General features: G+C 50.6%; 18 protein-coding genes. 5 read left to right on the top strand and 13 right to left on the bottom strand.

Annotated features, from left to right (window positions below; translation table 11 throughout):
* The first annotated feature begins 87 nt into the window (after positions 1 to 87).
* Positions 88 to 1,821: an arginine--tRNA ligase gene (argS, locus tag OH773_RS08745; protein ID WP_270144885.1), complete on the top strand. Its 1,734-nt coding sequence runs from the start codon at positions 88 to 90 to the stop codon at positions 1,819 to 1,821.
* Positions 1,822 to 1,895: 74 nt separating this feature from the next.
* On the opposite strand, the gene lpxA is transcribed toward argS, so the two are convergent.
* The 3 genes from lpxA to OH773_RS08730 all read right to left on the bottom strand — a co-directional run bounded on the left by lpxA (position 1,896) and on the right by OH773_RS08730 (position 5,710).
* On the bottom strand, positions 1,896 to 2,687 hold the full coding sequence (gene lpxA / locus OH773_RS08740) for an acyl-ACP--UDP-N-acetylglucosamine O-acyltransferase (RefSeq protein ID WP_270144883.1): 792 nt from the start codon (positions 2,685 to 2,687) through the stop codon (positions 1,896 to 1,898).
* Positions 2,688 to 2,981: 294 nt separating this feature from the next.
* Positions 2,982 to 4,121, bottom strand: coding sequence for a beta-galactosidase BglB (gene bglB, locus OH773_RS08735; protein WP_270144881.1), 1,140 nt, complete (start codon positions 4,119 to 4,121; stop codon positions 2,982 to 2,984).
* Positions 4,121 to 5,710 carry an MFS transporter gene (locus OH773_RS08730; RefSeq protein ID WP_270144879.1) on the bottom strand — a complete coding sequence of 530 codons (1,590 nt, stop codon included), beginning with the start codon at positions 5,708 to 5,710 and terminating at the stop codon, positions 4,121 to 4,123. Before OH773_RS08730 ends, bglB begins: the two co-directional genes overlap by 1 nt.
* Before the next feature lie 447 nt (positions 5,711 to 6,157).
* Here OH773_RS08730 and OH773_RS08725 point away from each other — a divergent pair, with 447 nt between their 5' ends.
* Genes OH773_RS08725 through OH773_RS08715 form a run of 3 tightly spaced genes read left to right on the top strand, consistent with a single transcriptional unit; the run spans position 6,158 to position 10,199 of the window.
* On the top strand, positions 6,158 to 7,357 hold the full coding sequence (locus OH773_RS08725; RefSeq protein WP_270145769.1) for a PcfJ domain-containing protein: 1,200 nt from the start codon (positions 6,158 to 6,160) through the stop codon (positions 7,355 to 7,357).
* On the top strand, positions 7,354 to 8,076 hold the full coding sequence (locus OH773_RS08720) for a DUF1266 domain-containing protein (RefSeq protein WP_442865661.1): 723 nt from the start codon (positions 7,354 to 7,356) through the stop codon (positions 8,074 to 8,076). Before OH773_RS08725 ends, OH773_RS08720 begins: the two co-directional genes overlap by 4 nt.
* 11 nt (positions 8,077 to 8,087) lie before the next feature.
* Entirely contained in the window at positions 8,088 to 10,199 is a 2,112-nt protein-coding gene (locus OH773_RS08715; protein WP_270144877.1) for a DUF4034 domain-containing protein, read from the top strand.
* Positions 10,200 to 10,274: 75 nt separating this feature from the next.
* Here the strand turns inward: OH773_RS08715 and flhE are convergent, their stop codons facing one another.
* From flhE to OH773_RS08685, 6 genes are all read right to left on the bottom strand, one after another.
* A complete protein-coding gene (gene flhE / locus OH773_RS08710; protein ID WP_270144875.1) occupies positions 10,275 to 10,667 on the bottom strand; it encodes a flagellar protein FlhE in 393 nt (130 codons plus the stop codon).
* Positions 10,667 to 12,748, bottom strand: coding sequence for a flagellar biosynthesis protein FlhA (gene flhA / locus OH773_RS08705; RefSeq protein ID WP_270144873.1), 2,082 nt, complete (start codon positions 12,746 to 12,748; stop codon positions 10,667 to 10,669). The genes flhE and flhA overlap by 1 nt, the downstream gene beginning before the upstream one ends.
* Entirely contained in the window at positions 12,741 to 13,892 is a 1,152-nt protein-coding gene (gene flhB / locus OH773_RS08700; protein WP_183269596.1) for a flagellar biosynthesis protein FlhB, read from the bottom strand. The genes flhA and flhB overlap by 8 nt, the downstream gene beginning before the upstream one ends.
* Positions 13,893 to 14,032: 140 nt before the next feature.
* Positions 14,033 to 14,605 (bottom strand): helix-turn-helix transcriptional regulator, encoded by a 573-nt coding sequence (locus tag OH773_RS08695; RefSeq protein ID WP_270144869.1) that lies wholly within the window; start codon positions 14,603 to 14,605, stop codon positions 14,033 to 14,035.
* Positions 14,606 to 14,660: 55 nt separating this feature from the next.
* Entirely contained in the window at positions 14,661 to 21,737 is a 7,077-nt protein-coding gene (locus OH773_RS08690) for an autotransporter outer membrane beta-barrel domain-containing protein (protein WP_270144867.1), read from the bottom strand.
* A 205-nt stretch (positions 21,738 to 21,942) separates the two neighbouring features.
* Complete coding sequence (locus OH773_RS08685) at positions 21,943 to 22,332, bottom strand: hypothetical protein (RefSeq protein WP_183269599.1); 390 nt, start codon at positions 22,330 to 22,332, stop codon at positions 21,943 to 21,945.
* A gap of 631 nt (positions 22,333 to 22,963) precedes the next feature.
* Here OH773_RS08685 and OH773_RS08680 point away from each other — a divergent pair.
* The gene (locus tag OH773_RS08680) at positions 22,964 to 23,797 is read left to right on the top strand and encodes a LysR family transcriptional regulator (RefSeq protein ID WP_270144864.1); all 834 of its coding nucleotides are present in this window, start codon (positions 22,964 to 22,966) and stop codon (positions 23,795 to 23,797) included.
* 67 nt (positions 23,798 to 23,864) lie between these two features.
* Here OH773_RS08680 and cheZ read toward each other — a convergent pair whose 3' ends face one another.
* From cheZ to cheR, 4 genes are all read right to left on the bottom strand, one after another.
* Entirely contained in the window at positions 23,865 to 24,509 is a 645-nt protein-coding gene (gene cheZ, locus OH773_RS08675; RefSeq protein WP_270144862.1) for a protein phosphatase CheZ, read from the bottom strand.
* A gap of 10 nt (positions 24,510 to 24,519) precedes the next feature.
* Positions 24,520 to 24,909 carry a chemotaxis response regulator CheY gene (gene cheY / locus OH773_RS08670; protein WP_270144859.1) on the bottom strand — a complete coding sequence of 130 codons (390 nt, stop codon included), beginning with the start codon at positions 24,907 to 24,909 and terminating at the stop codon, positions 24,520 to 24,522.
* Positions 24,910 to 25,063: 154 nt separating this feature from the next.
* Positions 25,064 to 26,113, bottom strand: coding sequence for a protein-glutamate methylesterase/protein-glutamine glutaminase (locus OH773_RS08665; RefSeq protein WP_270144857.1), 1,050 nt, complete (start codon positions 26,111 to 26,113; stop codon positions 25,064 to 25,066).
* Complete coding sequence (gene cheR / locus OH773_RS08660) at positions 26,110 to 26,976, bottom strand: protein-glutamate O-methyltransferase CheR (protein WP_270144855.1); 867 nt, start codon at positions 26,974 to 26,976, stop codon at positions 26,110 to 26,112. The genes OH773_RS08665 and cheR overlap by 4 nt, the downstream gene beginning before the upstream one ends.
* Between the last annotated feature and the right edge of the window lie 4 nt (positions 26,977 to 26,980).

Here is a 26,980-nt window from a genome sequence, read left to right as displayed (position 1 = left end):
ACAGTTATACTTACGCCCTTATTTTATCCCCAACGATACGGCTGCTGTAAAGTCACGGCAGCCCTTAGCAAAATGTAAGGTATCCCGGTGAATATTCAGGCACTTCTCTCAGATAAAGTCAGTCAGGCACTGATTGCCGCAGGTGCTCCTGCGGATTGCGAACCACAAGTTCGTCAGTCAGCAAAAGTTCAGTTCGGCGACTATCAGGCCAATGGCGTGATGTCAGTTGCGAAATCACTGGGCAAGCCACCACGACAAGTCGCAGAGAGCGTGATTGCGAATCTGGATTTGACCGGCATTGCCAGCAAAGTTGAAATCGCCGGCCCTGGTTTTATCAACATTTTCCTCGACCCTGAGTTCCTGGCGAAACATGTCGATGCGGCGGTAGCCTCCGAGCGCGTTGGTGTGAATACTGTTGCGCCACAAACCATTGTGGTCGATTACTCCGCGCCTAACGTGGCGAAAGAGATGCACGTAGGGCACATCCGCTCAACCATTATTGGCGATGCGGCAGTACGTACCCTGGAATTCCTCGGCCATAAAGTGATTCGCGCCAACCACGTTGGCGACTGGGGCACCCAATTCGGGATGCTGATTGCTTTTCTCGAAAAGCAGCAGCAAGAAAATGCCGGTGAAATGGCACTGGCTGACCTCGAAGAATTTTATCGCGCAGCGAAAAAGCATTACGACGAAGACGAAGCTTTTGCTGAGCGCGCGCGCGCATATGTGGTGAAACTGCAAGGCGGCGACGAATATTGCCGTGAGATGTGGCGCAAACTGGTCGATGTGACCATGACGCAGAACCAGAAAACTTATGATCGTCTTAACGTCACATTGACCCGCGACGACGTGATGGGCGAAAGCCTCTATAACTCAATGCTGCCGGGCATTGTGAGCGATCTTAAAGCTAAAGGCCTGGCGGTCGAAAGCGAAGGCGCAACCGTCGTGTTCCTTGATGAATACAAGAACAAAGATGGCGAACCGATGGGCGTTATCATCCAGAAAAAGGATGGCGGTTACCTGTACACCACCACCGACATCGCCTGTGCAAAATACCGTTACGAAACTCTGCATGCTGACCGCGTGTTGTACTTCATCGACTCCCGCCAGCACCAGCACCTGATGCAGGCGTGGACTATCGTGCGTAAAGCCGGTTACGTCCCTGAGTCCGTCACGCTTGAGCACCAGATGTTCGGCATGATGCTGGGTAAAGATGGCAAGCCGTTCAAAACCCGTTCTGGCGGCACGGTAAAACTGACCGATCTGCTGGATGAAGCCATGGAGCGCGCACGTGCTCTGGTGAGCGAGAAAAATCCCGATATGTCTGCTGACGAGCTGGAAGCGCTGGCAAAAGTGGTCGGTATCGGCGCGGTGAAATACGCTGATTTGTCCAAAAGCCGTACCACTGACTACATCTTCGACTGGGACAACATGCTGGCCTTTGAAGGCAATACCGCGCCATATATGCAGTATGCCTACACGCGTGTGCTTTCTGTGTTCCGTAAGGCAGACATCGACGAAGCTGAACTGCTGAAAGCACCTGTCGTGATTCGTGAAGATCGCGAAGCACAGCTGGCGGCTCGTCTGCTGCAATTTGAAGAAACGCTGAACGTCGTGGCTCGCGATGGCACACCGCACGTGATGTGTTCTTACCTGTACGACCTTGCTGGTCTGTTCTCTGGCTTCTACGAGCACTGCCCAATTCTGGCAGCTGATACCGATGAAGCGCGTAACAGCCGTCTGAAACTGGCGTTGCTGACTGCGAAAACCCTGAAACTGGGTCTGGATACGCTGGGTATTGAAACCGTAGAACGTATGTAACAGTCGATCGTTATTAGACCATCGTTTAATTCAAGACTCGCCGCTTTATGCGGCGAGTCTTTTTTTTAGGCACGTTAACGAATAATTCCACGCGTTGATTGCGCAAAAAATCGTTCAAACACCGCAGCCAGAGCAAAATCGCTTAGCGAGGCTTTTACCGCTATCTTCACCTCATCAATCGGTAAAGATTGCTGATACAGCATGCTGTAAAGCGAATGCACAAAATCCTGCTGCCGGGTATCTAAGGCCATAAAAGTTCGCGCATTGACATCGATACCGGTGGGTCTTGCATGGTTTCCGTCAGCCATCACGAAGGGGGGAATGTCTTGCACCACGCCGCCCTGGTCGGCAACCCTTGAATGCGCACCCAGCACACAAAACTGGTGAATGGCACACATGAATCCAACCTGTGCCCCATCATCAAGCACCACATGCCCAGCCAACCCACTGTTATCGCCCATGAACGTCGCGTTACCCACCACGCAATCGTGACCGATGTGCACACCATTCAGGAATCGATTGTCATCACCAATCCGGGTGGTGGAATGCCCCTGGATTGTCCCGCGATGAATAGTGGATTTATTGCCAATCTGGTTACGATCGCCAATCACCAGCGTCGTGGGTTCATTCGCATATTTAAGATCCTGATTAACTTCACCTATTGAGGCAAACTGACCAATCGTATTATCGCGCCCAATCGTTGTGAGGCCATTAATGACCGAATGCGAACCGACAATCGTTCCCTCACCAATAACAACGCCTGTGGAAATAACACAAAATGGGCCAATGTTCACATGAGCGCCCAGCACAACGCCAGGTTCAACCACACTGTTACTGGCAACCCGAGCTAACGGGGAAATTGACATCAAATGTTTCCTGATGGAGGCACAACAAAAACAACGCCGACATCGGTAATGATTAATCCAGAGCGTGGATCAACAAGCAAGAGGGGATGAAAGGGAAGCACGGCTTCGCCATTCGAATATCGTTAAGGAGGGTAAAGCGAGTGGAAGGCTTATCGACTGCGGGAATGATAATGAAATGCACGGCACATTACGCCATTTATTTATTATTTAATTGGCGGAACTTTGCATTATTTAAGAGCCCGTTTGATTTAATGACAGTTTGCAGACCTGGTTCCCCAGGTCTGCATGCAACGCTTACAGATAAATGCGCAGATATTCGCCCAGGCACAGAATCGCCATGGCCTGGCCGTATGGCATCGAAGTCAGTGGGATCTGGCGATAAAACTCCAGATTGCTGCCCATGCCGGTACCGAATGAAACTTGCAACAACTCCCCTTCTGGCGAGATGTTCTTCACGATGCCCTTCATCGCTTTTTCCGCCACGCAAGCATACTGTTTGCCAATATAGCGTTTACGGATACCTTTCAGAATGCCGTAGGCAAAGCCTGCCGTTGCCGAAGCTTCGAGGTAGGAATCAGGGTCATCAAGCAGCGTGTGCCACAAACCGCTGTCGTCCTGGCATTTCGCCAACGCAGCAACCTGGCTTTCCAGAACCTGTACCAGATAACGGCGTACTGCGTTATTTTCCGGTAAATCCACCAGCTCAAGGAAGTCAGGGATCACAATAGTCAACCAGCTGTTACCACGCGCCCAACGCGCCTGGGCAAAGTTATGATTGCCTTCGTAATTCCAGCCGTGGAACCACAGCCCCGTTTCCCTATCCATCAAATTCTGCACATGCAGCAGGAACTGATAAATCGCTTCTTCGACGTATTCCGGACGATTGAGCAGTTTGCCAATTTTCGCCAGCGGCAACACGGTCATCATGAGCGTGTCGTCCCACATTTGCTGATGGTTCTCTTCCGCAAGCGTAATATGCTGCATGCCACCGTGTTCGGTACGCGGCATTTCATACATCGCCCACTCAGCCCAGCTTTCTAGCCACGGCAGATAAGCAGGGTCACGCGTTTCTTCGTAACGGTAGGCCAGTGTCAAAAATGGCGCCATCGTATTGACGTTTTTAGTGGTCGCCCCTTCGGCAAAACGGTCTGCGAACCAGCTATCAATAATTTCACACATCTTCTTATCGCCAGTCTGACGATAATATTGATAAATGCCGTACAAACCGACGCCGTGAGTCCACTCCCAGCCCGCCCAACCTTTAGTATCAATGACTCGTCCGTCATCCAGACGCAGCAAGAATTGCCCCGTTTCATCCTTAATATTAACCAGATTGTCCGTCACCTTGTGGATCAGGGTATTAAGCTCATCCCGGGCAATAAAGTGCTCCGGCTGGCGCAATAATGGGCTGTGTTTGACGGGATAAATGATCATTAACTTAACCTCTGTGATGTATTCGAATTCATTGTTGCAGCCTGTTTTAACGATGGAGCCGCAGGCTTATTACGATTGAGATAACCAATGTTGTTGTTGCCCCACAGCGAGTCGTAAGGCATACCCGCCAGCAGTTCGACAGTGGCACGCGCTTCAGGCGTTATAGCTTCTGGCACCGCGCGGCCAGCCTCACGCATCTTCGCCGTTTCTTCACGTAACACGCTGTGAGTGTGCAGGTTCAATTTAAAGCGCAGGGAAATCAGGAAACCGCAGGCCAGTACCGCGACGGTACCGAAACTGAGAATCATCAAAATAGTATGGCTCACCGCAGGTGGCTGCGTAGCCTGCCCGGAAACAAAGCCGGAAAGCTGCATCACGATACCCACCAGCATAATCGCACCCGCCTGAGAAGCTTTACGCGTCAGGGTCATAATTCCGGCGAAGATACCTTCACGGCGTTGGCCGGTAATCACTTCATCCACGTCAGCGATGTAGGTGTAAATATTCCACGGTACATAGTTGATGCCGCCACGACCCAAACCTGCCAGCGCTGAAACCAGCAACAGTAAGGAGAAGACGTCGCTCAACCCGGCGTAATACAGCACGGCGTAGGACATCGAACTCAAACCAAACAGCACGACCACTAAGCGGTAAGACGGTGCTGGGCCGTATTTAATACACAGCGGGATCATGCCGATAACCGCGATAAATTGCAGAATCGCCATGGTGCCCATCAGGCTCGATGCCACGGAGGCACTTTGCATCAGCACAAACACGACGTAGTAGGTAAACACCGCGTTGAACACGTCCTGTGCGATGTAGCCGCCCAGATACATACCCAGGTGCTGACGGAAAATCTTCACGCGCAGCGTTGAAGTGAGCTCAACGTTCAGACGTTTCATGCTCTGAGCAAATGTCAGGTTTTTCTTCTCTTCTTCTGCACGTAGTGCAGCTTCCGTCCATTCGCTACGAGGACGTTCCCAGGTAAAGAACCAGACCAGCGTCAGTACAATCGCGCAAAGCGTGGCGAAGACCAGGCTTGAATAGAAGAAGGAGATCGCGTTGTCTTTACCGAAGTGGTTTAACAGAATACCCGGCAGGAATGCCGCAAGAATGGCCGAGAGCTGCGCCATGGAAATACGCGCACCAGAGAATTTCGTCTTCTGTTTGAAGTCATCCGTCATTTCCGGCACTAATGTTTCGTAAGGCACCAGAATCATGGTGTAAACCACGTCAAAAATCAGATAGGTCACCAGGTAGTACCAGTAACTCATCTCGCCAACCCACATGAAGCTGTAGCTAAATACGAGTGGGATACCCAGCAAAATAAAGAACTTACGACGACCGAAACGCTTACCAAGCCAGGTCGAGCCGAAGTTATCAGTCAGGAAGCCCATTAGCGGACTCACGACCGCATCAAGTACCCTGGCCATGGCGAAAATGAATGTCGCCTCAATCGGCGTTAAACCACAAAAGGTGGTATAAAAATAGAGCAACCATGCGGCGGTCAGCGCCGTTGTCCCGGCACCCAGAAAGTCCCCAGACCCGTAGGCAAGATAATTTGCCAATCCAATCTTACGTGTTTTCATTGCCGTCAAACCCCGATTCTATTGTTATAGGAGATTGCACGTCCTGGCGTCTTTCGGCGCCTGCGAGAATCTTACAAGGCTAAGGTAAAATGACAGGGCAACTGATACCTTTCCATTTTTGCCACGGCTCGGCCGATGCTGGCAAAATCACAAAGAGTCCCACCATCAGCGTCACTGATTTATAAAACAATGGTTTATTTTTATCAAAATCAGGAATTAAAAATGAGATGCAGAAAGGAAAAAGCCGCACGGAATGCTAATGCCGATCAGCTAAGGATAAGTTGAACGATCCTTAAACTGCGACACTATGACGTCCTCGTATGAAGCGGTGATATCTCCTCTATTCAGGTGGCCAGTTTTTGTTGACCACTTCAGGCTTTGGTGCAACCATTTGCGCCGAAAGGCGTTATCTAAGCAATGACTGGCGTTTACCAGGCAGGGAAAGCAATGAGTGAAGATATCGTTAAGACATACCAGCCCCGCAATATCATCAATTCCACTGAGGTCATGGCAACCATCACCTCGCGCAGTGAACAGCGCGGCGACAGCGAAGACATTCGCCGCTGGTTAGCCAACCACTTTTATCGCTGGGCTATCGGCAGTTTTCCCTTTGTTTCCCCAATTCGAAACGCGCTTGATTATGCCACCTGGCTCGGCGCACAGACTGACATGCCCGAATGGTTGCCGCCAAAGCTCACCGGCGGCGCAACATTCTACTATCTCGACCCACAGCACCCGGAGTTACACGCCACAGAGCGTAATTTGGTGGAGTTTCTCAGCCGTCAAAATGACACCCGACTGGCGGGGAAACTGCAGCGTATTAACTGCTTTATCGCACTGGAAATGCGCGAAGCGGAACATAAAAAAATGCAACGCCGCCGTCAACAAGGCTGGCATCCCGCCACCCAGGAGGTACTAAAAAGAGTGCTCAGCGTTACCTGCGGAACGCTGGTTGAATTTGACGCCACGCATCCTGCGTTACGCTGCGAAATGGCCTATGAGTCCTGGCACATGCAGCACTGCGTGGGGCAATTTCAGGATAACAACTCGCTTGCAGGCGGCTACGGTGACTACTACGCCAAACAAATTGAACATGGGGCAATGCGCCTGTTCAGCCTGCGCGACGAAAATAATATTCCTCACGTCACCATTAGCATGAGGATAAAGCCTGAAGGGCTGGAAATCGAGCAGATCAAAGGCAAACAAAACCGCCATCCGGTGAAAAAATACGCCGCCGATGTTTTGCATTTACTGCGCCATATCGCAGCACAATCGGTACGTCATGCTGACTGCGAAGGTATGGGTATTGTTTATGAAAAGACGCCGGACTACGAGGGCTGGAAATTCATTAGCGATATCCACGATGAAAGTTTTCTGCTGAGCGTGCTGCACAACAATTTCCATCTGCTGCGGCACGTTACAGACCCGCCCGTCGCGTTACAATGGTTGCTGCTACACAGCTCGCCGGGCGAACTGCACCAGCTACAAACGATCGACCCCACGGTCGCAACGGCGGCCGAAATGTTGTACCCACAACAACTATGGCATCCCACCATTGCCGGAAAAAACACCGACTGCGAACCGTTCGAAATTGAAAATGTCACGCTGCAAACCACGCGCTATTTAACCGCTGACGAGAGGAAATGACGTTGCATCTACTCCTTTCACTACTGGTCGCCATCATCTTTATTGTCTGGAAATGCAAAAGAAAAGCGGCGCGAAGCAAAATGCCAACGGCGCAGGAGCAAGAACAAGAGCGACTGGCAGAGCGACGCCGCGACACCCGTCGCCGCAAATGGGCGCTGGCGCTGGCGGATATTCTCATTTTACGCAATGGTCTGAAAACGAAAGACGTCACGCTGGCGTTACCGATTGATGAGAGTAAACGTCAACATCTGGCGCAACAGGTGAAAAAAGAGCTGGGGCTCTCAGACGATCCTCGCGACGGCACACTCCATCAGCAGGTCGCTGATATTTTGCAGCGCTGGCCTGCTGGCGTCGGTAAGACGCCACAGGGGTTTTATGAGCAGTTAGCCGCCCAGGGACAGGTCCGTGACGCACTAGCGTTCGACTGCGCGCGCACCGCCTTTTTAACGCGTTGCATCGCCGGATTAGGCTGGTGTCGCGACGAGCAGGCATGGCTGGTTTTACTCCTCAACGCCCAGCGTGCCCAGGACTGCTTTCACAGTTGGGAAGATTACGCTACCGCTTACATTCGCGCTCGGCAGGTATGGCTGGAGCTGCACCAAACCCCGGCGACAGTGGCGGGGCGCGATCACCAGGAAGTCATGCAATATCTGGAAGATCCGCTCAGCCACTGGCGAGAATTGCCGTGGAATGACTTTAAAATTTTTGAACTCAATTGAGAGACGAACATATGGAATTGAACGATCGCGTACTCAATGCTACCGCGACAATGTGCAACAGCAAAATGGCGGAAAACAGCGGTCAACGGGAGTGGTTCATCGCCGATATCGCCAGTTTCCTGCGCCAGGCGCGCTATGACGAGCTGGATGACTTGTTTAACCATGCGCTGACGGAAAGTTTCACCTGCCGCGAAGCGGAAAAACGCTATTTCCTCGCCTGGACGCAGATGTGTAACCCTCTCTATGATCTGGACCCGCTCGTTGAAGCCGGACCAGAAGGCCTGGCGCTTATTAAAGCCTGGCAAAACGCGCGTCCGCGTTCAACACACGCCTGGCTTGCGGAAACGCAATACTGGAACCATCGAGCATGGTTGTACCGTAGCTACGGCTGGGCGCGCGACACCTCGAACGCCATGTGGATTTGCGCCAGCGCCTGCAATGAACAGATGATGATCGCCGCCATCAACGCCATCGACTGCGATCCACGCCAGTGGATGGCCGCTTCACTTGCTAACACCAACGTGCAGGTATTTGGGTTTCCCGACTGGATGGAGGATTTTCTTAAAGGCAACGAGACCGTCGGCACCCCGGGCGTTCCGAAACTCGCCGCTTACCATCAGCGATCGCCGCAGGAAATCGATGCACTGATAGCCCATTCCGGTTTGTCGCTGGACAACGCCATTTGCCCTTCCCTGCCGCGACCGTCTGTGCTGCAGACCAACGATGATGACTTCAGCCTCAATTACTGGCTCACTGTATGTCTGAAGATTTTCCCAACGGCATACGCTGCATTGGGCGAGTATCTTCCTTTTCGCATGCCGCGCTGGAACGGCACCCATCAAGAGATTAATGCGTTTCTGGCGTCCGAGACCTGTGCTCATCTCTCTGATAGCGAACGCGAACACCTGGAGCTACTGATCTGGTGGGATGAGTATCGTGACCTGAGTATCAAAGAGATTGACGAGCCTGAGAGCAGAACCAAGATCATCGCGAAAGCGCAAGCCGTTGCCAGCCATGCCCGGAATCAGGAAGATCGCCACAATGCACTAGGGTGGCTGCTGGCCTGTTATGACGATTTAGACGATGAAGACGCACTCTGGGACTGCATTCAACGGGCGGTCATGGAGAAAAAGAATTTAGACAATTACTTCACCTTTAAGGCACTGCAGTTTGCGTTACGCGATTTCCCCAACAGCCACTGGATTTATAATTTTATTTGTCAGAATTCACAGAACGCTGAAGGCTGGGCTGCGGTGATTTATCGTGGTTATTTCCAGTATGCGGGACTGTTTGGTTTTGAGAAAAATACAGAGTTGGGCGCTGCATGGCTGGACCGCGTTTCATCCATACAACACAGCGCGACCTGGAAATGGACCATTCGCTCCTTCGGCTGGCTCAACCGTCCTGAGTATTGCGTGCCGCTGGCGGAGGTTGGCGCAGAGCTTAATATTCCCGGCGCACTACACTGGCTGGCGGATGAATATAACAATCGGGACAATGGCACCCTTGTGCCTTATCAAACCTCCACCGCGCTGAACTATTATAAGCACGCCGCACAGATTCTGCGTGACCACATCGCCCAACGCGACAACACACCCTGGCGTCTGATCGCCAATGGCGGCTATAGCGATTACGAAGCGGATTTACGCGATATTTATTTCAGTCTTGCTATCTGCAACCAGCGACTGTGCGGGGAAGAAGGCGATCCCGCAAACTGGGCAGGCTATGAAAAAAACATCCTCGATTGTCTCTGGCAGGCGCATCAACTGGGTCACGAACAGGCCAAGGGTCTATTCTTACTCAATATTTATGAAGTTACCGATCTGACGCTCGCGCATTCTCATTTAGCGCGGGTCCAGGAAGAGGCTCAAAAAGGCACACTTCAGGCGATGGTGACGCTCGCGCGATTACACGGCAACAAAAATGACAAGCTATTGTTTAATATAAAACAAAGCGCCAAATGGACTCACTTTGCCGATACGCTGTACCCCGATAATGAGCTAGTCAGAGATTGTCTTTACCGGGTGCATTTCGATACGCGCTGGAAACGCATGCGTTATACCTGGCACACCGTGCGTATCCCGGCCTCGGAATTGCCAGGTCAGGTCAACCCGATGGTATAGCCGTTTACTCACAGATGAAGTGCAATGCCGCTCCACTAAAGTGAACGGCATTGCGCACTAAATGCGGCTTTTTGATTATTGGTAGTTAACGATAACCTGATTACTACGTACTTTTAAGGGGGGGAAAAGGGAACCGCCACCAGGGACTTCCCAGACAAAACGCAACGGCTCGTTGGCTGCAACATGGGTTAGCCCGCGCGTCGTACCACTCTGCCCTTCGATCTCAACGCAACGTGTCACCGAGCATAATCTTACCAACAATCCTGCGGGTGTCGGCCCAATCAACTCATAGCGCCAGGCGACCAGCGTCATTCCCCCTTCAACCGGTTGTGAGGGGGACAAAGCGCGTGAAGATGCGGCAACACCACGGTGGCTGAGCGTGGTACCCACGCCCGTTGCCTGCCATGCCCCTTCTCCAGCGGCATGAACAACAAAAGGGAAAAAAATCAGCACTAACAAGCGGATCATTATTTCGCTCCGATAGTCGCGGTCATTCGGATATTGCGATTCTCCGAAAGCTCAAGGCTTGAAAGCACCATTAATTGCGGCAAACTGCGGCGTAAGAAACGAGCCAAAAGTGGGCGCAGCGCGTGGTTCACCAGCAACACCGGAGGCGCACCGAGCATCTCCTGGCGTTTCAGGGCATCCTGAGCCTGCTCAAGCAAACGATCTGCCAGCCCCGGTTCAAGCCCGCCCCCACCCTGCAAGGCCTGCAACAACAGACGTTCCAGTGCGGCATCAAGGCCAATAACCTGCACTTCACCATTACCTGGGAACCACTGCTGGGTGATCGCACGGCCCAATGCTACGCGCACCACCGCCGTTAATTCATGTGGATCATTCTGCACCGGCGCGTGTTCGGCCAGGGTTTCCAGAATAGTCCGCATATCGCGAATCGGCACTTTTTCAGCCAGCAGGTTTTGCAACACTTTATGCAGCGTGGTGAGTGTGACCACACCAGGGACCAGATCTTCGGTCAGTTTTGGCATCTCCTGCGAGACACGGTCGAGCAATTGCTGCGCCTCCTGACGGCCAAATAATTCTGGCGCAAACTGACCAATCAGATGGTTAAGGTGCGTTGCAACGACGGTACTGGCTTCCACTACCGTAAAGCCCTGAATTTGCGCCTGCTCTTTTAACGCGCTTTCAATCCAGGTGGCGGCGAGCCCAAAGGCTGGATCAGTGGTCGTTTCACCGGGCAGCGTGCCTGCGGCAGTGCCTGGGTTAATGGCCAGCCAACGGCCAGGATAGGCTTCACCGCTACCAATCTCGACCCCTTTCATCAGAATGCGATAACGCGCGGGCGGCAAATCCATGTTGTCACGGATATGCACCACCGGTGGCAGGAACCCCATCTCTTGCGCGAATTTCTTACGAATACTGCGGATTCGCCCTAACAGCTCGCCGTCTTGCTGGAAATCAACCATGGGGATCAAGCGATAACCCACTTCCATACCGAGGGAATCTTCCAGTTGAACATCGTTCCACGTCGCTTCGACCGCCTGCGGATTTTCCTGGGGTTTCACCGGTGCCGCCGGTTTGGCCGGAGCCTCCAGTTGACGGCCCCGCATCCACCAGGCAAGACCCAGCAATGCGGCGGTGAACAGTAAGAAGACAAAGTTTGGCATCCCCGGCACCAGGCCGAGCAAACCTAACACGGCCGCACTGAGCATCATCACTCGCGGGTTGTTGAACAGCTGAGTCACCATCTGTTCGCCGACGTCTTGATCGGTTGCCACGCGGGTGACAATCACGCCTGCCGCCGTTGAAATCACCAGTGCCGGAATCTGTGCGACCAGGCCATCACCGATGGTCAACAGCGTATAGCTTTCAGCCGCAGCCCCCACGGCCATATCATGTTGCAGAACACCGACTAACAGGCCGCCGACCACGTTAATCACCATGATCATCAGACCGGCTACGGCATCGCCACGCACAAATTTACTGGCACCGTCCATCGAGCCGTAGAAATCCGCCTCCTGGGTGACTTCAGAACGGCGTTTTTTTGCCTCTTCTTCGCCGATCAACCCGGCATTCAGATCGGCATCAATGGCCATCTGTTTACCCGGCATCCCATCCAGGACAAAACGCGCCCCAACTTCGGCAATACGCCCGGCACCTTTGGTGATAACCATAAAGTTGATGATAACGAGGATGATGAACACCACGATACCGATGGCAAAGTTGCCACCGACCAGGAAGTGGCCGAAAGCTTCAACCACTTTACCGGCAGCTGCACCACCGGTATGGCCGTCCATCAAAATGATACGTGTTGAGGCCACGTTTAGCGCCAGGCGCAGCAATGTGGTAAACAGCAAAATGGTGGGGAACGCGGCAAATTCCAGGGTTTTCTGGGTGAACATCGCCACCAGCAGCACCATAATCGACAGCGCGATGTTAAACGTGAACAGCAGATCCAGTACAAACGCCGGCAGCGGCAGTACCATCATCGACAAGATCAACAGGATAAGTATCGGCCCGGCAAGGATTTGCCATTGCCCAGATTTCATACTGGCAGGCAGACGCAACGTAGCGAGCAGATTAGCCATCAGAGTCCTTCTCGTTTGCAAAGTCCAGCGCCTCAGGCACCGGAAGATTTTCAGGTTTTTTCGGGATTAAACCGCCAGCGACACGCCAGCGACGCAGTTGCCATACCCACGCCAGCACTTCTGCCACCGCGGAATACAACTGCCCAGGAATTTGTTGGCCAATTTCTGCATGGCGATATAACGCACGAGCCAGCGGAGGCGCTTCCAGCATCGGAATGCGATGCTCGTTACCGATTTCACGGATACGCAGCGCGACCAAACCCGCGCCTTTCGCCAAAACTTTGGGGGCGCTCATTTTGTTTTCGTCATACTGCAACGCCACCGAATAGTGCGTCGGGTTGGTGACAATCACATCGGCCTGTGGGACATCCGCCATCATGCGTCGGCGCGCCATGGCTCGTTGTTGCTGACGAATACGACCTTTAACGTGCGGGTCACCTTCTTGCTGCTTAAATTCGTCACGAATATCCTGGCGACTCATGCGTAGCTTTTTCAGGTTGCTGAAAATCTGGAAAAACACATCAAAGCCGACCATCGGCGTCAGCCCCAGCACAATCAACAAGCCACACACCGCCACCATATTGAGTGCATGACCTAATGCCGCCAACGGCGGTTCACTCATCAGGCGCATCATCTCTGGCCATTTGTGCAACAGATACCAGGTCGTGACGCTGCCCACCAAAATAGCTTTCAAAAACGCTTTAAGTAATTCGGACCCAGCCTGCGCCGAAAACATGCGCCCTAATCCCGCAATGGGGTTCATTTTGCTGAACTTAAACGCGATAGATTTACCACTAAATAACAGCCCGCCGAGCATCATCGGTGCGGCAATCGCCACAATCACAAGGCCAAAAATCAGCGGCAGCAGCGCCCAAACGGCTTGTTTACCCAGTTGGCTGATTTGGCTGATGATAAGACGTGGGTCGTTAATAATACTGTGGTCAAAGTGCAAACCCGCCGACAACATCGCCGCCAGTTGCCGCGCCAGCGGTTCGCCGCCCATCCAGATAATGCTTAACCCCGCCAGCAACATCAGCAGCGAGGTTAATTCACGGGAACGTGGGATTTGCCCGTCTTCACGCGCCTTTTCAAGTCGGTGGGGTGTGGGGGCTTCTGTTTTATCGTCGTCGCTTTCTTCTGACACCGCAACAATCTCATGGCCGCAATTACCAGCACAGCATGCCAGAGGGGGATAAAGCTAATGGGGGGAAAACGGGGGAGTTTTTGCGTTTGTTTGCGGGTTCAGCTTGCAAACTGAACCCGGTGAAAATAGATTTTATGCGGTCAGGCAAAGCTTGATAGGGTGTTTTTCTCCAACAGACGCATAAGATGTCCTTTCTGAATTAATTCAATATTACTGGATACGCCCATTTTTTTCATGGCACTCCTGCGATGGGCACTGATTGTCTTGATACTTTTATTTAAGAGTAGTGCGATATTAGAAAGCGGTAATCCTTGTATATAAAGGTTGGTAATTCGATGTTCGCTAGCACTCAACTTTTTAAGGGCAAACATTTTATCTTTCTCACCGTACGTACTTTTTCTGACTGGTTGTATAAATGACAAAATCACTTTTCTGATGATATTAATGGCTGTGTCATAACGTTCAAAAACAATATTCACCCCAGGTAATAATGTGGCGAAAAACTGAAGTATTGAGGGCTTCGCTAAAATCAATATCCGTTCTGCCTTACACTCCAATAACAACATCATCGCCTGCTGGCTAATATTGTTATTGCCAAAACTAAAAATAGCGACATCCTTCAGGGAACCCGGGGCAGAACCGATATCAGCAAGCAGCGCTACAATGGCTTTTCGTGCAAAGATATCATCACTGTAAACAAAGATATTATCCATATTATCTACATGAGTTATGGGGAGGTTACCCTCCCCTGGTGTGAGTATAGAATTATTAGAAATTATATTTAACGCCGATCATCGCCGCGTTATCGTTATAACCTTTATCGCCAACCTGGGAAGCAACATTGCCCCAAACGTTCAGGTTTTTGTTGAGTTGCCCTTCAACGCCAACTTTTAGTTCAGCAATATTTTTCGCCCCATCCATAGAAGATGAAACCCCGTTCATCGTTGCACCAAAGTTATTGGTGTTATGGATCCAGTTAGCCTCAACAAATGGCTGGAACTCGCGATCTTTGCCATCGTCCATTTTGTTATGACCTTTCAGGTAAGTTCTGACACCCAGGCGGGTCATCAGGTTACCGTCGCCTTGAGAGGAAACGTGAGTGCCATTGCTCTCGGTATGATCGTCAGCCTTAACTCCCATCCATATAGCCTGTGCTTGTGGTTGAACATACCAGGCGTTGGTCGACCCCTTACTACCGCTATATTCGCCCGCTTTGAAGGTATAACCCGTTTCCGCGGATGCAGTGATACCTTTGGATTTGTAAGACTCGCTGTCTAATTCATCCCCTTTCACACTGTTGTTAAACCAGTTGTACTGCGCCCAAGTATCCACATATGCGCCAGTATGTTCCGCTTCGTTTGCAAACCAGGTGCCGTAAACCCCGACGCTATAGCCATTCACCGCGCCGTCTGCGCTGTAATGCGTGACTGAAGAACGCGTATTGCTTTGGTTATTGCCGTAACCCGCCATCACACCGAGATGCGTGCGATTTTCAGCTTCACTGCCCCACTGCGCAATATCACCGCCCATCTGCAAGACATAACGGTTGCTTTGGGTTTTAAGCTGGCCGCTGTTATCGCGGAAGGCTGTGTGCCCGCCGATATTACGCATCCACATACTGGTGACTTTTGTTTCGCCAGTCAGCATATCCACATAATTTGTCTCACCCAGCCTGTCGTGCAACGTGGTGACAAACATAGTATTCGCTGCCGCAATGTTTGCGGTGTAGGCACCAGCTTCCGGACGCACAATCGGATCTGTCGGGTTAGCTGGGTCTACCGGATCGACTGGGCCAACAATATTGGCCGGATCTGGTGCCGGGGCTGGTGTCTGCGACTGCAAATACCAGTTACCGTCACCCGCATTACCCTTGTTCAGGAAGTAGTCGTATGCACCTGCAACAGCGCGGCCTTGTAGGGCAAAATTCCCCTCTGATGCGCCATCCACATGAACAACTTCAATCCCTTTGATGGTCTGCGCGCCCTGTCCGCCAAGGTTGTTCACCTGGACACGTGTATTGCCTGAGGTATCCCCCTTCACCACCAGTTTATCCGTTACCGAGTTGTCATCACCCAGCGCAGTGTTCAGTTTCAACAGCCCGTTGTTGCCGGCATAGTTTCCGTTCACCGTCAGCGTGTTACCCACAGAAGACCCTGCAAGATTCACCGTTCCACTGTTGTTCAGGCTACCAACTTTAAAATCACCCACGGCACGGTCTTCATAACCACTCATGGCGTTCAGAGCCGCAATCGTGCCTTGGTTAGTCACGCTTCCGGTCACTTCGCCATTACCACCCAGCGTGGCACCCTCGGTGATATTCACCTGCCCGTTACCAGAAAGTTTACCGTTGGCCGCCGTGTCATCACCCAGGATCAGGCTGCCCGCACGCAGATTGGTTTCGCCGGTGTAGGCCAAATCACGGTTCACGATTAGCGCCGCACTACCCAGCTTCTCAAGTTCACCAGAACCCGTCACTGCATTAGCCAGCTCCCAGTCGTTATCGGCAGTAAGATGCAGGCTACCGTTGTTACTGATGCTCGCATCCCCCAGGTTTTTTGCATCAGTCGCACGTAGATGCGTGCCTGAATCCAGGGAGAAATCACCTGCAAACGCGCGGTTATCCGCAACAAGGTTGATATCTGCGTTGTCTTTCAGCTCAACACTGCCAACACCAGCCAGTTGTTTAGCCAGATTACCCACCGTTGCGGCATCCGTCGCCAGTTGCTTCGCAAACGTTAAGCGGTCATTTTCGCCGGTCAGCGTGACCCGTCCCGAATCCCCGAGGCCAGAAACATTGTTCAGCAATACCTGTGAGCCGCCTTGTAGCACCACATCGCCGGTAAAACCGGTATTTGCGCCATTCACCGTCACCACGCTCGGGTCGATGACTAACTTACCGGCACCCGCCAGTGTATCCGCATTGATAAAACCGCCGTTGACATCACCCGCGCTGCGTTGGGCATCGGTGATGGTCAACTCACTGCCTTCGGACAAATCCAAAAGGCTGCCTGCTGCGGTGTTCAGTGCGCCGATACTTTGGCTGAAACCGTGAGTGTCAACAAAAGCCAGTTCTTCAATCGTCAGGCGACGGGTTTTCCCCAGCACGTTGTCATTAGCAAAATCCAACGTGCCACTGCTAATGAGCGTTTCACCCAGATAATCGTTATCAAGGTTAGACAGGGAAACGTTGCCGGTTCCGGTGTCAATATGTAAGTCGCCGTTACCTGTCACTTTCGCACTCAGGTCACTGGCCACACCGCTTGCACCGTTACTGTCGAGCACCAGCGAGTTGACTCCTACGCCCAGTAATTCAACTTGCTTCAGGCCATAGTTGATATACAAGCCGTCGGCGTTTTCGCCGCTGGTCATGCGGTAATCCCACGTTCCTTTGGCGACGGTTTCCCCCGCCTGGGTGATATCGACGGTGGCAGCATCGGTGATTTCGTTGCCGTCCTGATCGACAAGCTTGAGGTTGCCGCCGCTGCCGGTCACTGTGCCGCTGCTATCTGCCATTTTTACCAGTGTTTGCGCGTCGTCCTGCGCCATCAGCGGTAGATGATTATCCGGTAACGGGTTGTCGTTAATCACATTCGTCAGCGCGACTTTAATGACGCCCTGCCCACTGATATCGAGGTTGTTCGCCGTATGAATCAAGTTGTCAGCGATTGTCATCCCTGGGTTTAGCGCACCAAAGTCAGCCGTACCACCATTAAAGGTCAGCCCTCCGATGTTTTGCTGCCCTTGACCTACGGTCGCAATACTGCCAGAACTTAATTTTAAACGTGCCGCGCTCAGAGCCTGAGTATTCACATCTGCCAGTGCAAAAGTGCTGTTTGCCAGATCCAGCGTGCCGTTAAATCCATCGGCTTTATTATTATTGGTAAAGGTAAAGGCTTTATTTGTTAAATCGGCTTTTACTGTCCCGCTGCCTGCCAGGTGGTTTTTAAATTCCACATCACTGGTATTGTTGAGCACCAGACTACTGCTCTCATCAATGTTAAATGTCGTGTCGGTACGGTCGGCTTTATCATCCCCTAATGCTAACAACACATTCGCTTCTGTTAAGCGGGAACCATTTTTAAGATTAACGGTTTCCATTCCGGTAATCGCATTCGCATCCTTGAGAATATATTGCGAGTTGTCCAGATTCAGGGTGTCTTTCCCCTCTCCACCGTTCAGTGAAGTGAAGAGTGAAGTTTCCTGTTCGCCAATATTCACCAGATTGAAAATATCAACACCGTTGCCCGTAAAGAAGTCAGTGCCTTTACTGCCGCTTTGCAGATTAACGGTATTATCACCCTTCAGCAGATTCACTTTGCCGATAATTTCAGCGCCGCTATTGTTGTTGAAAGCCATTCCGTTGCCTGAATTGCTTAATACGGCAATCTGGCTGGCATCTTTAGCTTTGATAGCACCGCTGTTAGTAAAGCTATTGACTTTACCGTTATCCAGATTGACGACTTCTGTGGTCAGTGAAGTCGAATTTAACTGGCCTGCCTGCAATACATTGGTGGTTGTCCCCCCCACCGCAAGCGCAGCACCACCGTTATCAGCCTGGACGTTAACCGTCGTCCCGTTTTTCACTGAACCGCTGGTGTTAGTGACAATGCCTGAACCATTCTCCCCAGTGACGTTGATCGTCAAACCATCGGAATCCAGCAGATTTAAATCCGCCGTGGTCGCAGAACCATCAGCATGCATTAATGCAATACCTTTACCCGACCCGTTAACCGTGATCACACCGCTGTTGGACAGACCCAATTCAGCTCCAGTCCGAATAGCTGCGCCCTGTTCCACGTTCAGCTTCGCATTAACGATACGAATACCAGCAACTTCAGCGGCGTTCTCAATAGCGTTGCCCGTTTCGGTCACAGAAATGGTCGCATCGGTGACCGTCAATTCAGGATCTGGCGATGCACGTAAAAGCGTAGGGTTTGTTGGAACATCCAACAAAACACCGTGTGCGCCGTTTTTGGCAATAGTCGTTCCCTGCCCACTTAACGCAAGCGAAGCCCCGTCTTTCAGACGATAAGCCGCCGTTCCGCCTGTAGCCGTCACGGTTCCGGTGTTTAACACTTTCGACGAGCCACCCACGATATCAACGGCAATCCCATTTACCGAGATATCACTGCTGTTTTCCAGCTTGCCGCCATCAACCAAAACGCCAGTGCTGTCAGCTGCCGTAAATGACAACGATCCCTTGTGAATCAATGTGCCATTGTTACGCGCGATATACCCCATCGCCCCCGTGGCTGCGTTGGTGTTATCAATTTTCGCGTAAGACGTAAGCTGTGAAGCACCCGTTGCGCCCGCGGCTCCCATGATGGATGTTGAATTACCATCCACAATCCCGGCAGTCGCATTTTCAGCCGTCAGAGCCAGTATGACACCCTGATCCAAAACGCCCTGCGCGCCACCTTCAACTTTAACTGCGGTGGCACCTTTAGCATTAACGTTGAGCACCATCTTCCCGGTGTTCAATTTACTGATGGTTTTACCGTCATCACTTTTCCCGGTAACCAACAGAATCGTGCTGTTCTCACCGCTGGCTTTCATCACAGAGGTGCTGCTATCACTACCCGCAAACGTCGAACCGCCATCAATGCGATAAAGTGTTGAACCTTTGGTTGAGACATTCTGCTCACCCGCGCTGTTATCTACGATGGCGGAACCCGCACCGTAGACAAAGTAGCCAAGCTGGTTTTCACCGGAGTCGAAGGCAACCTGGCCCGCCCCCTCGAGTTTCACTACGCCTTTATTTTTTGCATAAATCCCAATTGCGCGATCGCCTTTTAGCGCAACCGTGCCTGATTGTGTCGCAACCGCACCTGCACCTTCAGCCTGAATACCGTAGTTGGCAGTTTTACTGACCGGGTCAACGCCCTGATTAACATTAATCGTACCGCTGTTCGTTGCCGTACTCCCGGCATTGACCATCAGCCCTTTGGCGTTAATACCGTTAAGATTAATGGTTCCGCTGTTTGTCACCTGTTTAGCGCCGCCAGAAGAACTTATCCCGGTATTAAGGCCGCTGGAATCCCCGTTCTGGGCAACACGTCCATTAATATCAATCGTGCCTTTTTGATTAACCACTGAAGCCGCGTCTGAGGCGGAAATAGCCGTTGCACCCTGAGTTTGTGAACCCAAAGTAATATTGGCAGTGGCATTGTTATTAAATACACCGCCTTTAATTACGTTGACTCCTACAGTCCCGAACTGATTAACCAATACATCGCTGGTCATATCGGTTAACGATCGCTGTGCCTGACGCCCAATATAGAGTTGACCATTATTGTCGAATTTAGCCTGGTTTTGCACAATCACACCGGTTGCAACATACCCACCATTAACCGAGGCCGGAGGCGGAAGTGCAGCAACATTTATAGCGCCGTTGTTGACAAACGTCGCGGTATCATTGAGTGAAACACCCGTGCTCAAAGCATAATCCTGGACAGGTGCCACGTTAATAATGCCGTCGTTTAATACCCTACTGTTGCCATTGGCATTAATACCCACCTGCATACCGATGCCGGTATTGCTCCCTTTGCTTTTGGCCGGGGTGTACGCCTGCATTTCAGGATTGGTACCCGCATCAATAACCCCCTGGTTATTGACCACACTATTATTTGCATAGACAACATAGGCTCCACGCAAAGAGTTATACGCTGTACCCAGAACACCCAGGTTATTTAGCACCGCACCATTTAACAGCCTGACCAGCGAAGCATCCGAGTTATATAATTGTATATTGGCATCCTTGCTAATATTAACCCTTGTATCGGCACCATCAGCCTTAATAAAGGACACACGGTCGCGGTCAACATTCATATTGGTTGCGTCATTGGCTGGAATATTCGCACTGACATAAACCTGTTTCAGCGTTGTATCATAAGCTTTAGCGATTTCGGCATCGTAATCCGTAGCGGCTAGCGCACCGGTTTTAATCGCATTTTGCAGTGCAATATTGTAAGCCTGGAAACCTGCCAGATCGTTAACTACAAAGTTGCCAATTTTGCTAGTTACCGCATTGTTGAAACCACCGACAAAAGAGGCGACCGACTTAGCACCCGAGTTATTATTATTGGTGTTACCCAACGTGGCGACAGTTTTAGAATTGTAATCAAGCGCGCCCGTTCCACTGACATCAAATACGCTGGCAGTAGGAATATCCTTTTGGCTTCCCTTCATTATTACTGAAAGGTTATTTGCGGCATTGTTCACCCAGTTTGCCGCGGTAGAACCGACATTAACCGTCAGATCTCCCCCTGATTTGACAGAGAAAAGGTTTGTGTCAACATACTGACCATGCTCGCCCACAGCATAAGAGTTAGGGAACATAAATGAAGCCGCAGAGCTGACGGCCATGTTTGCATTATCGTAAACGGAAACGGTTACCTGATTCTGAGTTTGCTTATCCGTATATGAAATAGTCTGGCTTTTTTTACCAATTTTAAATATATCACCGGAAATATATTCAGATCCTGAAGTCACTATACCTGCATCAAGTGCTTGTTGCAGCGTGAAGTTTTTATAACCGGGGTCACCTTTGCTAATATTAGCAAAACCATTACTGCCGCCAGTAATCAGATTAACCTGCCCGCTAATAATTGAATAGGCGCTATCCTGTGGCGTAAAGAAGCCCACTTCACTGTCCGTCGCGAAGGTCTTTTCAGTCGCCAATGCTGATAAAATGCAGGTCAGCAGCATTTTCCTTGAGAAAATCACATCGGCTAATATCGCGCCAGCGCAAGATGATTTACTTTTCTTCCGGCCCTGAGAAAGTTCGGAGGCGACAACATATCTGCCAAGTGTGGCATTCCAAATCACTTTGTAAAACTTGTTCATATGACACCCGATCATGCTTAAATATAATTAACTTTGCGAGGTTAAATAAGTTATTTATTTAACCCGTTAGACAAAATCAGTGAATTTAATGTATAGTCAGGCCTCCACATTTGAGTGGATAAACAATGAATACATATGACTGATTTTGTTTATAACGTAACAAGCAGCAACACGAATTATTTTAATGTGCTACGTATCTACTTCTTCAGATTCCCATATATAGCGCCTGCACCTTCATAGCGTTAATGCTGTACTTTGACCCTTTATCGCTAACAATAAAATCCTCCCCCAACCCGACACGTGAGAGATTAGATTTAAGATCTTTTAAGGTTGCCCACAGAATCTGGCTGGATGATTTCAGATCTCTGTTATCCCATACATTTTTTAAGATATCGTCCCGTTTAACCGGGTGGCTTATTCCATTAGCCAGTAAATACGCCAGCAGCATCATTTGCAGATCCTTAATGGAGATGACGCTGACATTAAGAACATAGGGTTTGCGATCTTCTTCTATGTCGAGCTTTATAATTCTCCGGTTATGTATATCGATTTGAATATTGTCGTTGATCAAGAATCCAAAAGTCGTCCTGAACATAATTTTGCCCTGATTTGATTGAGCTTCGTTTTAAAGCAATCGTGCAATTACTCGTATTTTATATAAACGCCATGAATCAGTAATCCAATGAACCTGCGAGATGGATGATGTTTAAATAATGTTAAATATAGATGTTGGTATCCATAAAGCACGTGTATGAAGATTTTAACTCTGATAAACAACACAATATCAGAATTTTTCATCAGAGATACTTGCGCCACCGACTCAACGGATAATCTTGTTTTTTTGTTTACTGGCAGTGACAAATGCTGATTAGTACGAAACCATCATGATTTATCTATAAAAAAAGAAAGTCCAAAAAAGGATAATTTATACGTACATTCTGAAATGTTATTGACGACTTATTTAAATTAGCGACCTGGCGCCCTAAAAGTTAAAATCATGTTAATGAAAACAGCGGGACGTTTTCAACATTTCGGAACAAGGTCATTGAACCACAATTTGATTCATCGCAAAAATGAATGAACAGAATTGCACTCATGTAAAAATTCGCTGAACTATACTCAGGATTAAGTCTCCACAATAAAAGCCCCCTTAACACGCAATGGACACGAAAAAATTTGATTATAATTTAATACGTTATCTGGTCACTATTGTGGAAACTCGTAGTATGACCAATGCGGCAGAACGGCTGGATATCGCACCATCAGCAATAAGCTATGCGGTAAAAAAAATGCGTGATCACTATCAAGACCCGCTGTTTACACGCACTCATAATGGTGTGATTCCCACTGCGTTGGCGATGAATCTTTACAACAAATTCAAGGCTATTGATGCAGATATCACCAGCACCCTTAACCTGACATCAGTTTCTCAGAACAGTAAGCGATGTATCTATATCCGCTGCGATCCCATTACAGAACTATGGCTAACCGAGAAGCTTCTTAAAGAGCATATAATTCCCGACGTGTGCAGGGTCGAATTCCGTTATGTCTCGATGGAGGGTGAACAGCGCGCCGCTAAACTGCGCACTAAAGAAATTGATATTGATATTGGCCTGCCGATTCAGGGTGACATGCGCATCGTGGCACGTCCTCTGTTTGATCTGGACTTCACGCTAATATGCCGAAACGACCACAAAACAGTCGGTGACAGCATCACCAGGGAGCAATTTGCAAAGGAGAAATATATTGCGTTTGGTTCTCCTTTCTATAGTACTCATTTGCGAACGGATACGGCGGACGCCATTGCATTAAGAGAAACCGCCCCTGTAATCGTGAGCGATTCACATTTCAATATCGTTTTGGCGACTCTTCTTGGGGATTTATTACTCATATTCCCTTCCTGCTATGTGCAAATTTTAAAAAAAACCATCGCTATTCGAGAAGTGAAATGTGATTTTCTGAATCAAGGAAATGTGAAGTACCTGGCGCATATCCATAAGCAAAATGTTGGGGACCAACTGATTGAAAGAATCATTAGGTTATGTCAGGAGGGGGACTAATTTTGCCCTATAGGCAGAAATCAAAACGAAGAAGCGCTGTGCCCCAACGAGAACACAGCGCCCACTATTAAAACCCTAAACTGTCCAACAAATCATCAACCTGATCCTGGCTTGCCACCACACCTGCAGCGCTGGCGTTCATTTGTGGGCCATTGAGCAGGCTGTCAGCAGGACGTTTTGCCCGAGCATCCAGTTCAGGCATGTTCTCCATCAACACCATCAATAACTGGCGTTCAATTTCCTGGATAACATCCATCATTCGCTTGATAACCTGCCCGGTTAAATCCTGGAAATCTTGCGCCATCATAATTTCCAGAAGCTGGGCGTTGGTGAAACTGGTATGCGACGGGACACCTGAAAGATAATTGCGCGTATCGGTCACCAGTTCACGTGCATCACCCAACTCAATAGGGTTTTCAAACCATGCGTCCCAGCGGCCATTTAACGCTTTGGCATCACTTTCCAGTTTGTTCTGGTGAGGCTGAGCCAACTCCACACAGTTCAGTGCGCGTTCGGCAGCTTGCGCGGTCATTTGCACCACGTAGTCCAGACGGTCGCGGGCATCAGGAATGGCTTCTGCCGCTTCAGCAATCGCCTGATCAAGGCCCAACTCGCGCAAGCTGTCACGCAGCATACGCGTCAGGCTACCAATCCGAACGATAATATCGCCGGTTGAGTTTAACTCTGACGCGGGATTTGTAGATGAGTGCATGTGCCTCTCCTTACATGCCGAGCTTTTCGAAGATTTTGTTCAACTTCTCTTCCAGAGTGGCTGCGGTGAAGGGTTTCACCACGTAGCCACTCGCCCCGGCTTGCGCTGCAGCAATAATGTTCTCTTTCTTTGCCTCAGCCGTCACCATCAGCACCGGCATTGCCGCCATTGCGCCATCGGCACGAATGGTTTTCAGCAATTCCAGGCCATCCATGTTCGGCATGTTCCAGTCAGAAATCACGAAACCATAACCGCCGCTATTCAGTTTATTCAATGCATCGACACCGTCTTCTGCTTCTTCTACGTTATTGAAACCCAGCTCTTTTAGCAGGTTACGTACGATACGACGCATGGTAGAAAAATCGTCCACCACCAGAAATTTAAGTTCTTTATCTGCCATTTATTGGGTTCCTTCGGTTATTGCCTATTCAAGGAGGCGTAATTGTTGCAGCCAGTTTGGACACGGCCAGCACGCAAGAACCGGAGCGTACTTGAAGTACGTGAGGATTCTGAGTACTGCCCGGGTTCAAAATGGCAAATAAAATAGCCTTATCTCAGATACGTATTGCCTGTCCGGCACTAATTTTGACTAGCATCTGCTGGCTAATCTGGCTTAAATCGACCACTTCGCTGACGCCACCACTGTTAATGGCTTCACGCGGCATGCCGAACACCACACAACTTGCTTCGTTTTGGGCGATGGTCCATGCCCCGGCTTTATGCATTGCCAGCATCCCGGCGGCACCGTCATTCCCCATTCCGGTAAGGATCACGCCCACGGCATTTCGCCCGGCGAATTTCGCTACAGAATGGAACAGCACATCCACGGCCGGGCGATGCCGGTTCACGGGCAGGCCATCATGAATCTTGATTTGGTAGTTCGCCCCACTGCGAGCAAGCTCCATGTGTTTATCACCTGGGGCAATGTAGGCGTGCCCAGGCAATACACGTTCGCCGTCTTCAGCTTCTTTCACGGCGATTTGGCACAGCTTATTGAGCCTGTCGGCAAACGAGCGCGTAAAACCAGGCGGCATGTGCTGGGTAATTAACACCGCTGGGCTTGTCAGCGGCAGAGGCTGGAGCACATGGCGAATCGCCTCGGTTCCACCGGTTGACGCACCAATAGCGATCAGCTTTTCTGAGCTCAACAACGGCCCGGCTTTCAGTGCAGCGGGTGCGGTAACCGGTGCGCGAGCCGCGAGTTTAGCTTTTGCCGCAGTCCGTATTTTTTCAGCAATGGTTTCGCTGTACGCCAACATCCCTTCACGGATGCCCAACTGCGGCTTGGTGACAAAATCAATCGCCCCCAGCTCCAGCGCCCGTAACGTAACTTCCGAGCCTTTGCCGGTCAGCGATGACACCATCACCACTGGCATGGGGCGTAAGCGCATCAGTTTTTCGAGGAAGTCCAACCCGTCCATGCGCGGCATTTCGACATCTAACGTCAGCACGTCGGGATTAAATTTCTTAATCAAATCCCGCGCCACCAGCGGATCTGGCGCGGTTGCCACCATTTCCATGTCATCGTGGCTGTTCACTATTTCTGTCATGATTTGGCGCATCAGGGCGGAATCATCGACACAAAGCACGGTTATTTTTGTCATGATCTTTCCTTACTCAGCCCGTATACCGTTTGCCCTCGCAGCAAAAATTCACGGCTGAGATTACTGAAATTCTCCGAATGCCCGGCAAACAGCAATCCGCCCGGTTTAAGCAGCGGCACAAAGCGCTGCAAAATTTGCTGCTGTGTCGTTTTGTCAAAATAAATCATCACATTACGACAAAAAATGGCGTCAAACGGCCCTGGAATTGGCGCTTGCTTATCCAGTAGATTTATCGGCGCAAACTCCATGTGACTGACCAGGTCGCTGCGTACGCGCACCAGTCCTTCATGTGGCCCGGTGCCGCGCATGAAATAGCGCTGCATCTGGAGCGGTGCCAGCGTTTTCAGCTCATCCTGGCGATAAACCCCACTTTGGGCTTTCTCCAGTACCTGAGTGTCAATATCACTGGCAAAAACTTTCCAGCGACCCGGAGCCATGCCGACGACATCGGCGAGGGTAATCGCGATGGAATACGGCTCTTCGCCCGTGGACGCCGCCGCACTCCATACTCGGTATTCGCCGCTTCGTTTACGCGCATGTTCTGCGAGGATCGGGAAGTGGTGACCCTCGCGAAAAAACGCGGTCAGGTTGGTGGTCAGGGAATTAATGAACGCCTGCCATTCGGCGTTACTGCCATTGGCTTCCAGCATGCTCAAATAGTGCCCGAAATCCTCCAATCCCAACGTGCGCAAACGGCGCACCAGGCGGTTGTAAACCATGTCGCGTTTATGATCGGCCAGCACGATACCTGCACGCTGGTAAATCAACTGGCATATCCGACGAAAGTGCGTGTCGGACAGCGGTAGACGCTGTGTCATCTGTAACAGTAATGACGATTGTCCGGTGGACAGTGGTGATGTCATAGCG

Source organism: Buttiauxella sp. WJP83, assembly GCF_027594725.1.
Classification (GTDB): Bacteria; Pseudomonadota; Gammaproteobacteria; order Enterobacterales; family Enterobacteriaceae; genus Buttiauxella; species Buttiauxella selenatireducens.
The sequence above is the reverse complement of the archived record's forward strand: the minus strand, read 5'-3'. Positions and strand labels throughout refer to the sequence as shown.

Coding starts and splice junctions, on each gene's coding strand:
- lpxA (WP_270144883.1), bottom strand. CDS start 2,687: ATGTCAATTTCCCCGTTAGCTCGGGTTGCCAGTAACAGTGTGGTTGAA.
- bglB (WP_270144881.1), bottom strand. CDS start 4,121: ATGATCATTTATCCCGTCAAACACAGCCCATTATTGCGCCAGCCGGAG.
- OH773_RS08730 (WP_270144879.1), bottom strand. CDS start 5,710: ATGAAAACACGTAAGATTGGATTGGCAAATTATCTTGCCTACGGGTCT.
- OH773_RS08725 (WP_270145769.1), top strand. CDS start 6,158: ATGAGTGAAGATATCGTTAAGACATACCAGCCCCGCAATATCATCAAT.
- OH773_RS08720 (WP_442865661.1), top strand. CDS start 7,354: ATGACGTTGCATCTACTCCTTTCACTACTGGTCGCCATCATCTTTATT.
- OH773_RS08715 (WP_270144877.1), top strand. CDS start 8,088: ATGGAATTGAACGATCGCGTACTCAATGCTACCGCGACAATGTGCAAC.
- flhE (WP_270144875.1), bottom strand. CDS start 10,667: ATGATCCGCTTGTTAGTGCTGATTTTTTTCCCTTTTGTTGTTCATGCC.
- flhA (WP_270144873.1), bottom strand. CDS start 12,748: ATGGCTAATCTGCTCGCTACGTTGCGTCTGCCTGCCAGTATGAAATCT.
- OH773_RS08695 (WP_270144869.1), bottom strand. CDS start 14,605: ATGGATAATATCTTTGTTTACAGTGATGATATCTTTGCACGAAAAGCC.
- OH773_RS08690 (WP_270144867.1), bottom strand. CDS start 21,737: ATGAACAAGTTTTACAAAGTGATTTGGAATGCCACACTTGGCAGATAT.
- OH773_RS08685 (WP_183269599.1), bottom strand. CDS start 22,332: ATGTTCAGGACGACTTTTGGATTCTTGATCAACGACAATATTCAAATC.
- OH773_RS08680 (WP_270144864.1), top strand. CDS start 22,964: ATGACCAATGCGGCAGAACGGCTGGATATCGCACCATCAGCAATAAGC.
- cheZ (WP_270144862.1), bottom strand. CDS start 24,509: ATGCACTCATCTACAAATCCCGCGTCAGAGTTAAACTCAACCGGCGAT.
- cheY (WP_270144859.1), bottom strand. CDS start 24,909: ATGGCAGATAAAGAACTTAAATTTCTGGTGGTGGACGATTTTTCTACC.
- OH773_RS08665 (WP_270144857.1), bottom strand. CDS start 26,113: ATGACAAAAATAACCGTGCTTTGTGTCGATGATTCCGCCCTGATGCGC.
- cheR (WP_270144855.1), bottom strand. CDS start 26,976: ATGACATCACCACTGTCCACCGGACAATCGTCATTACTGTTACAGATG.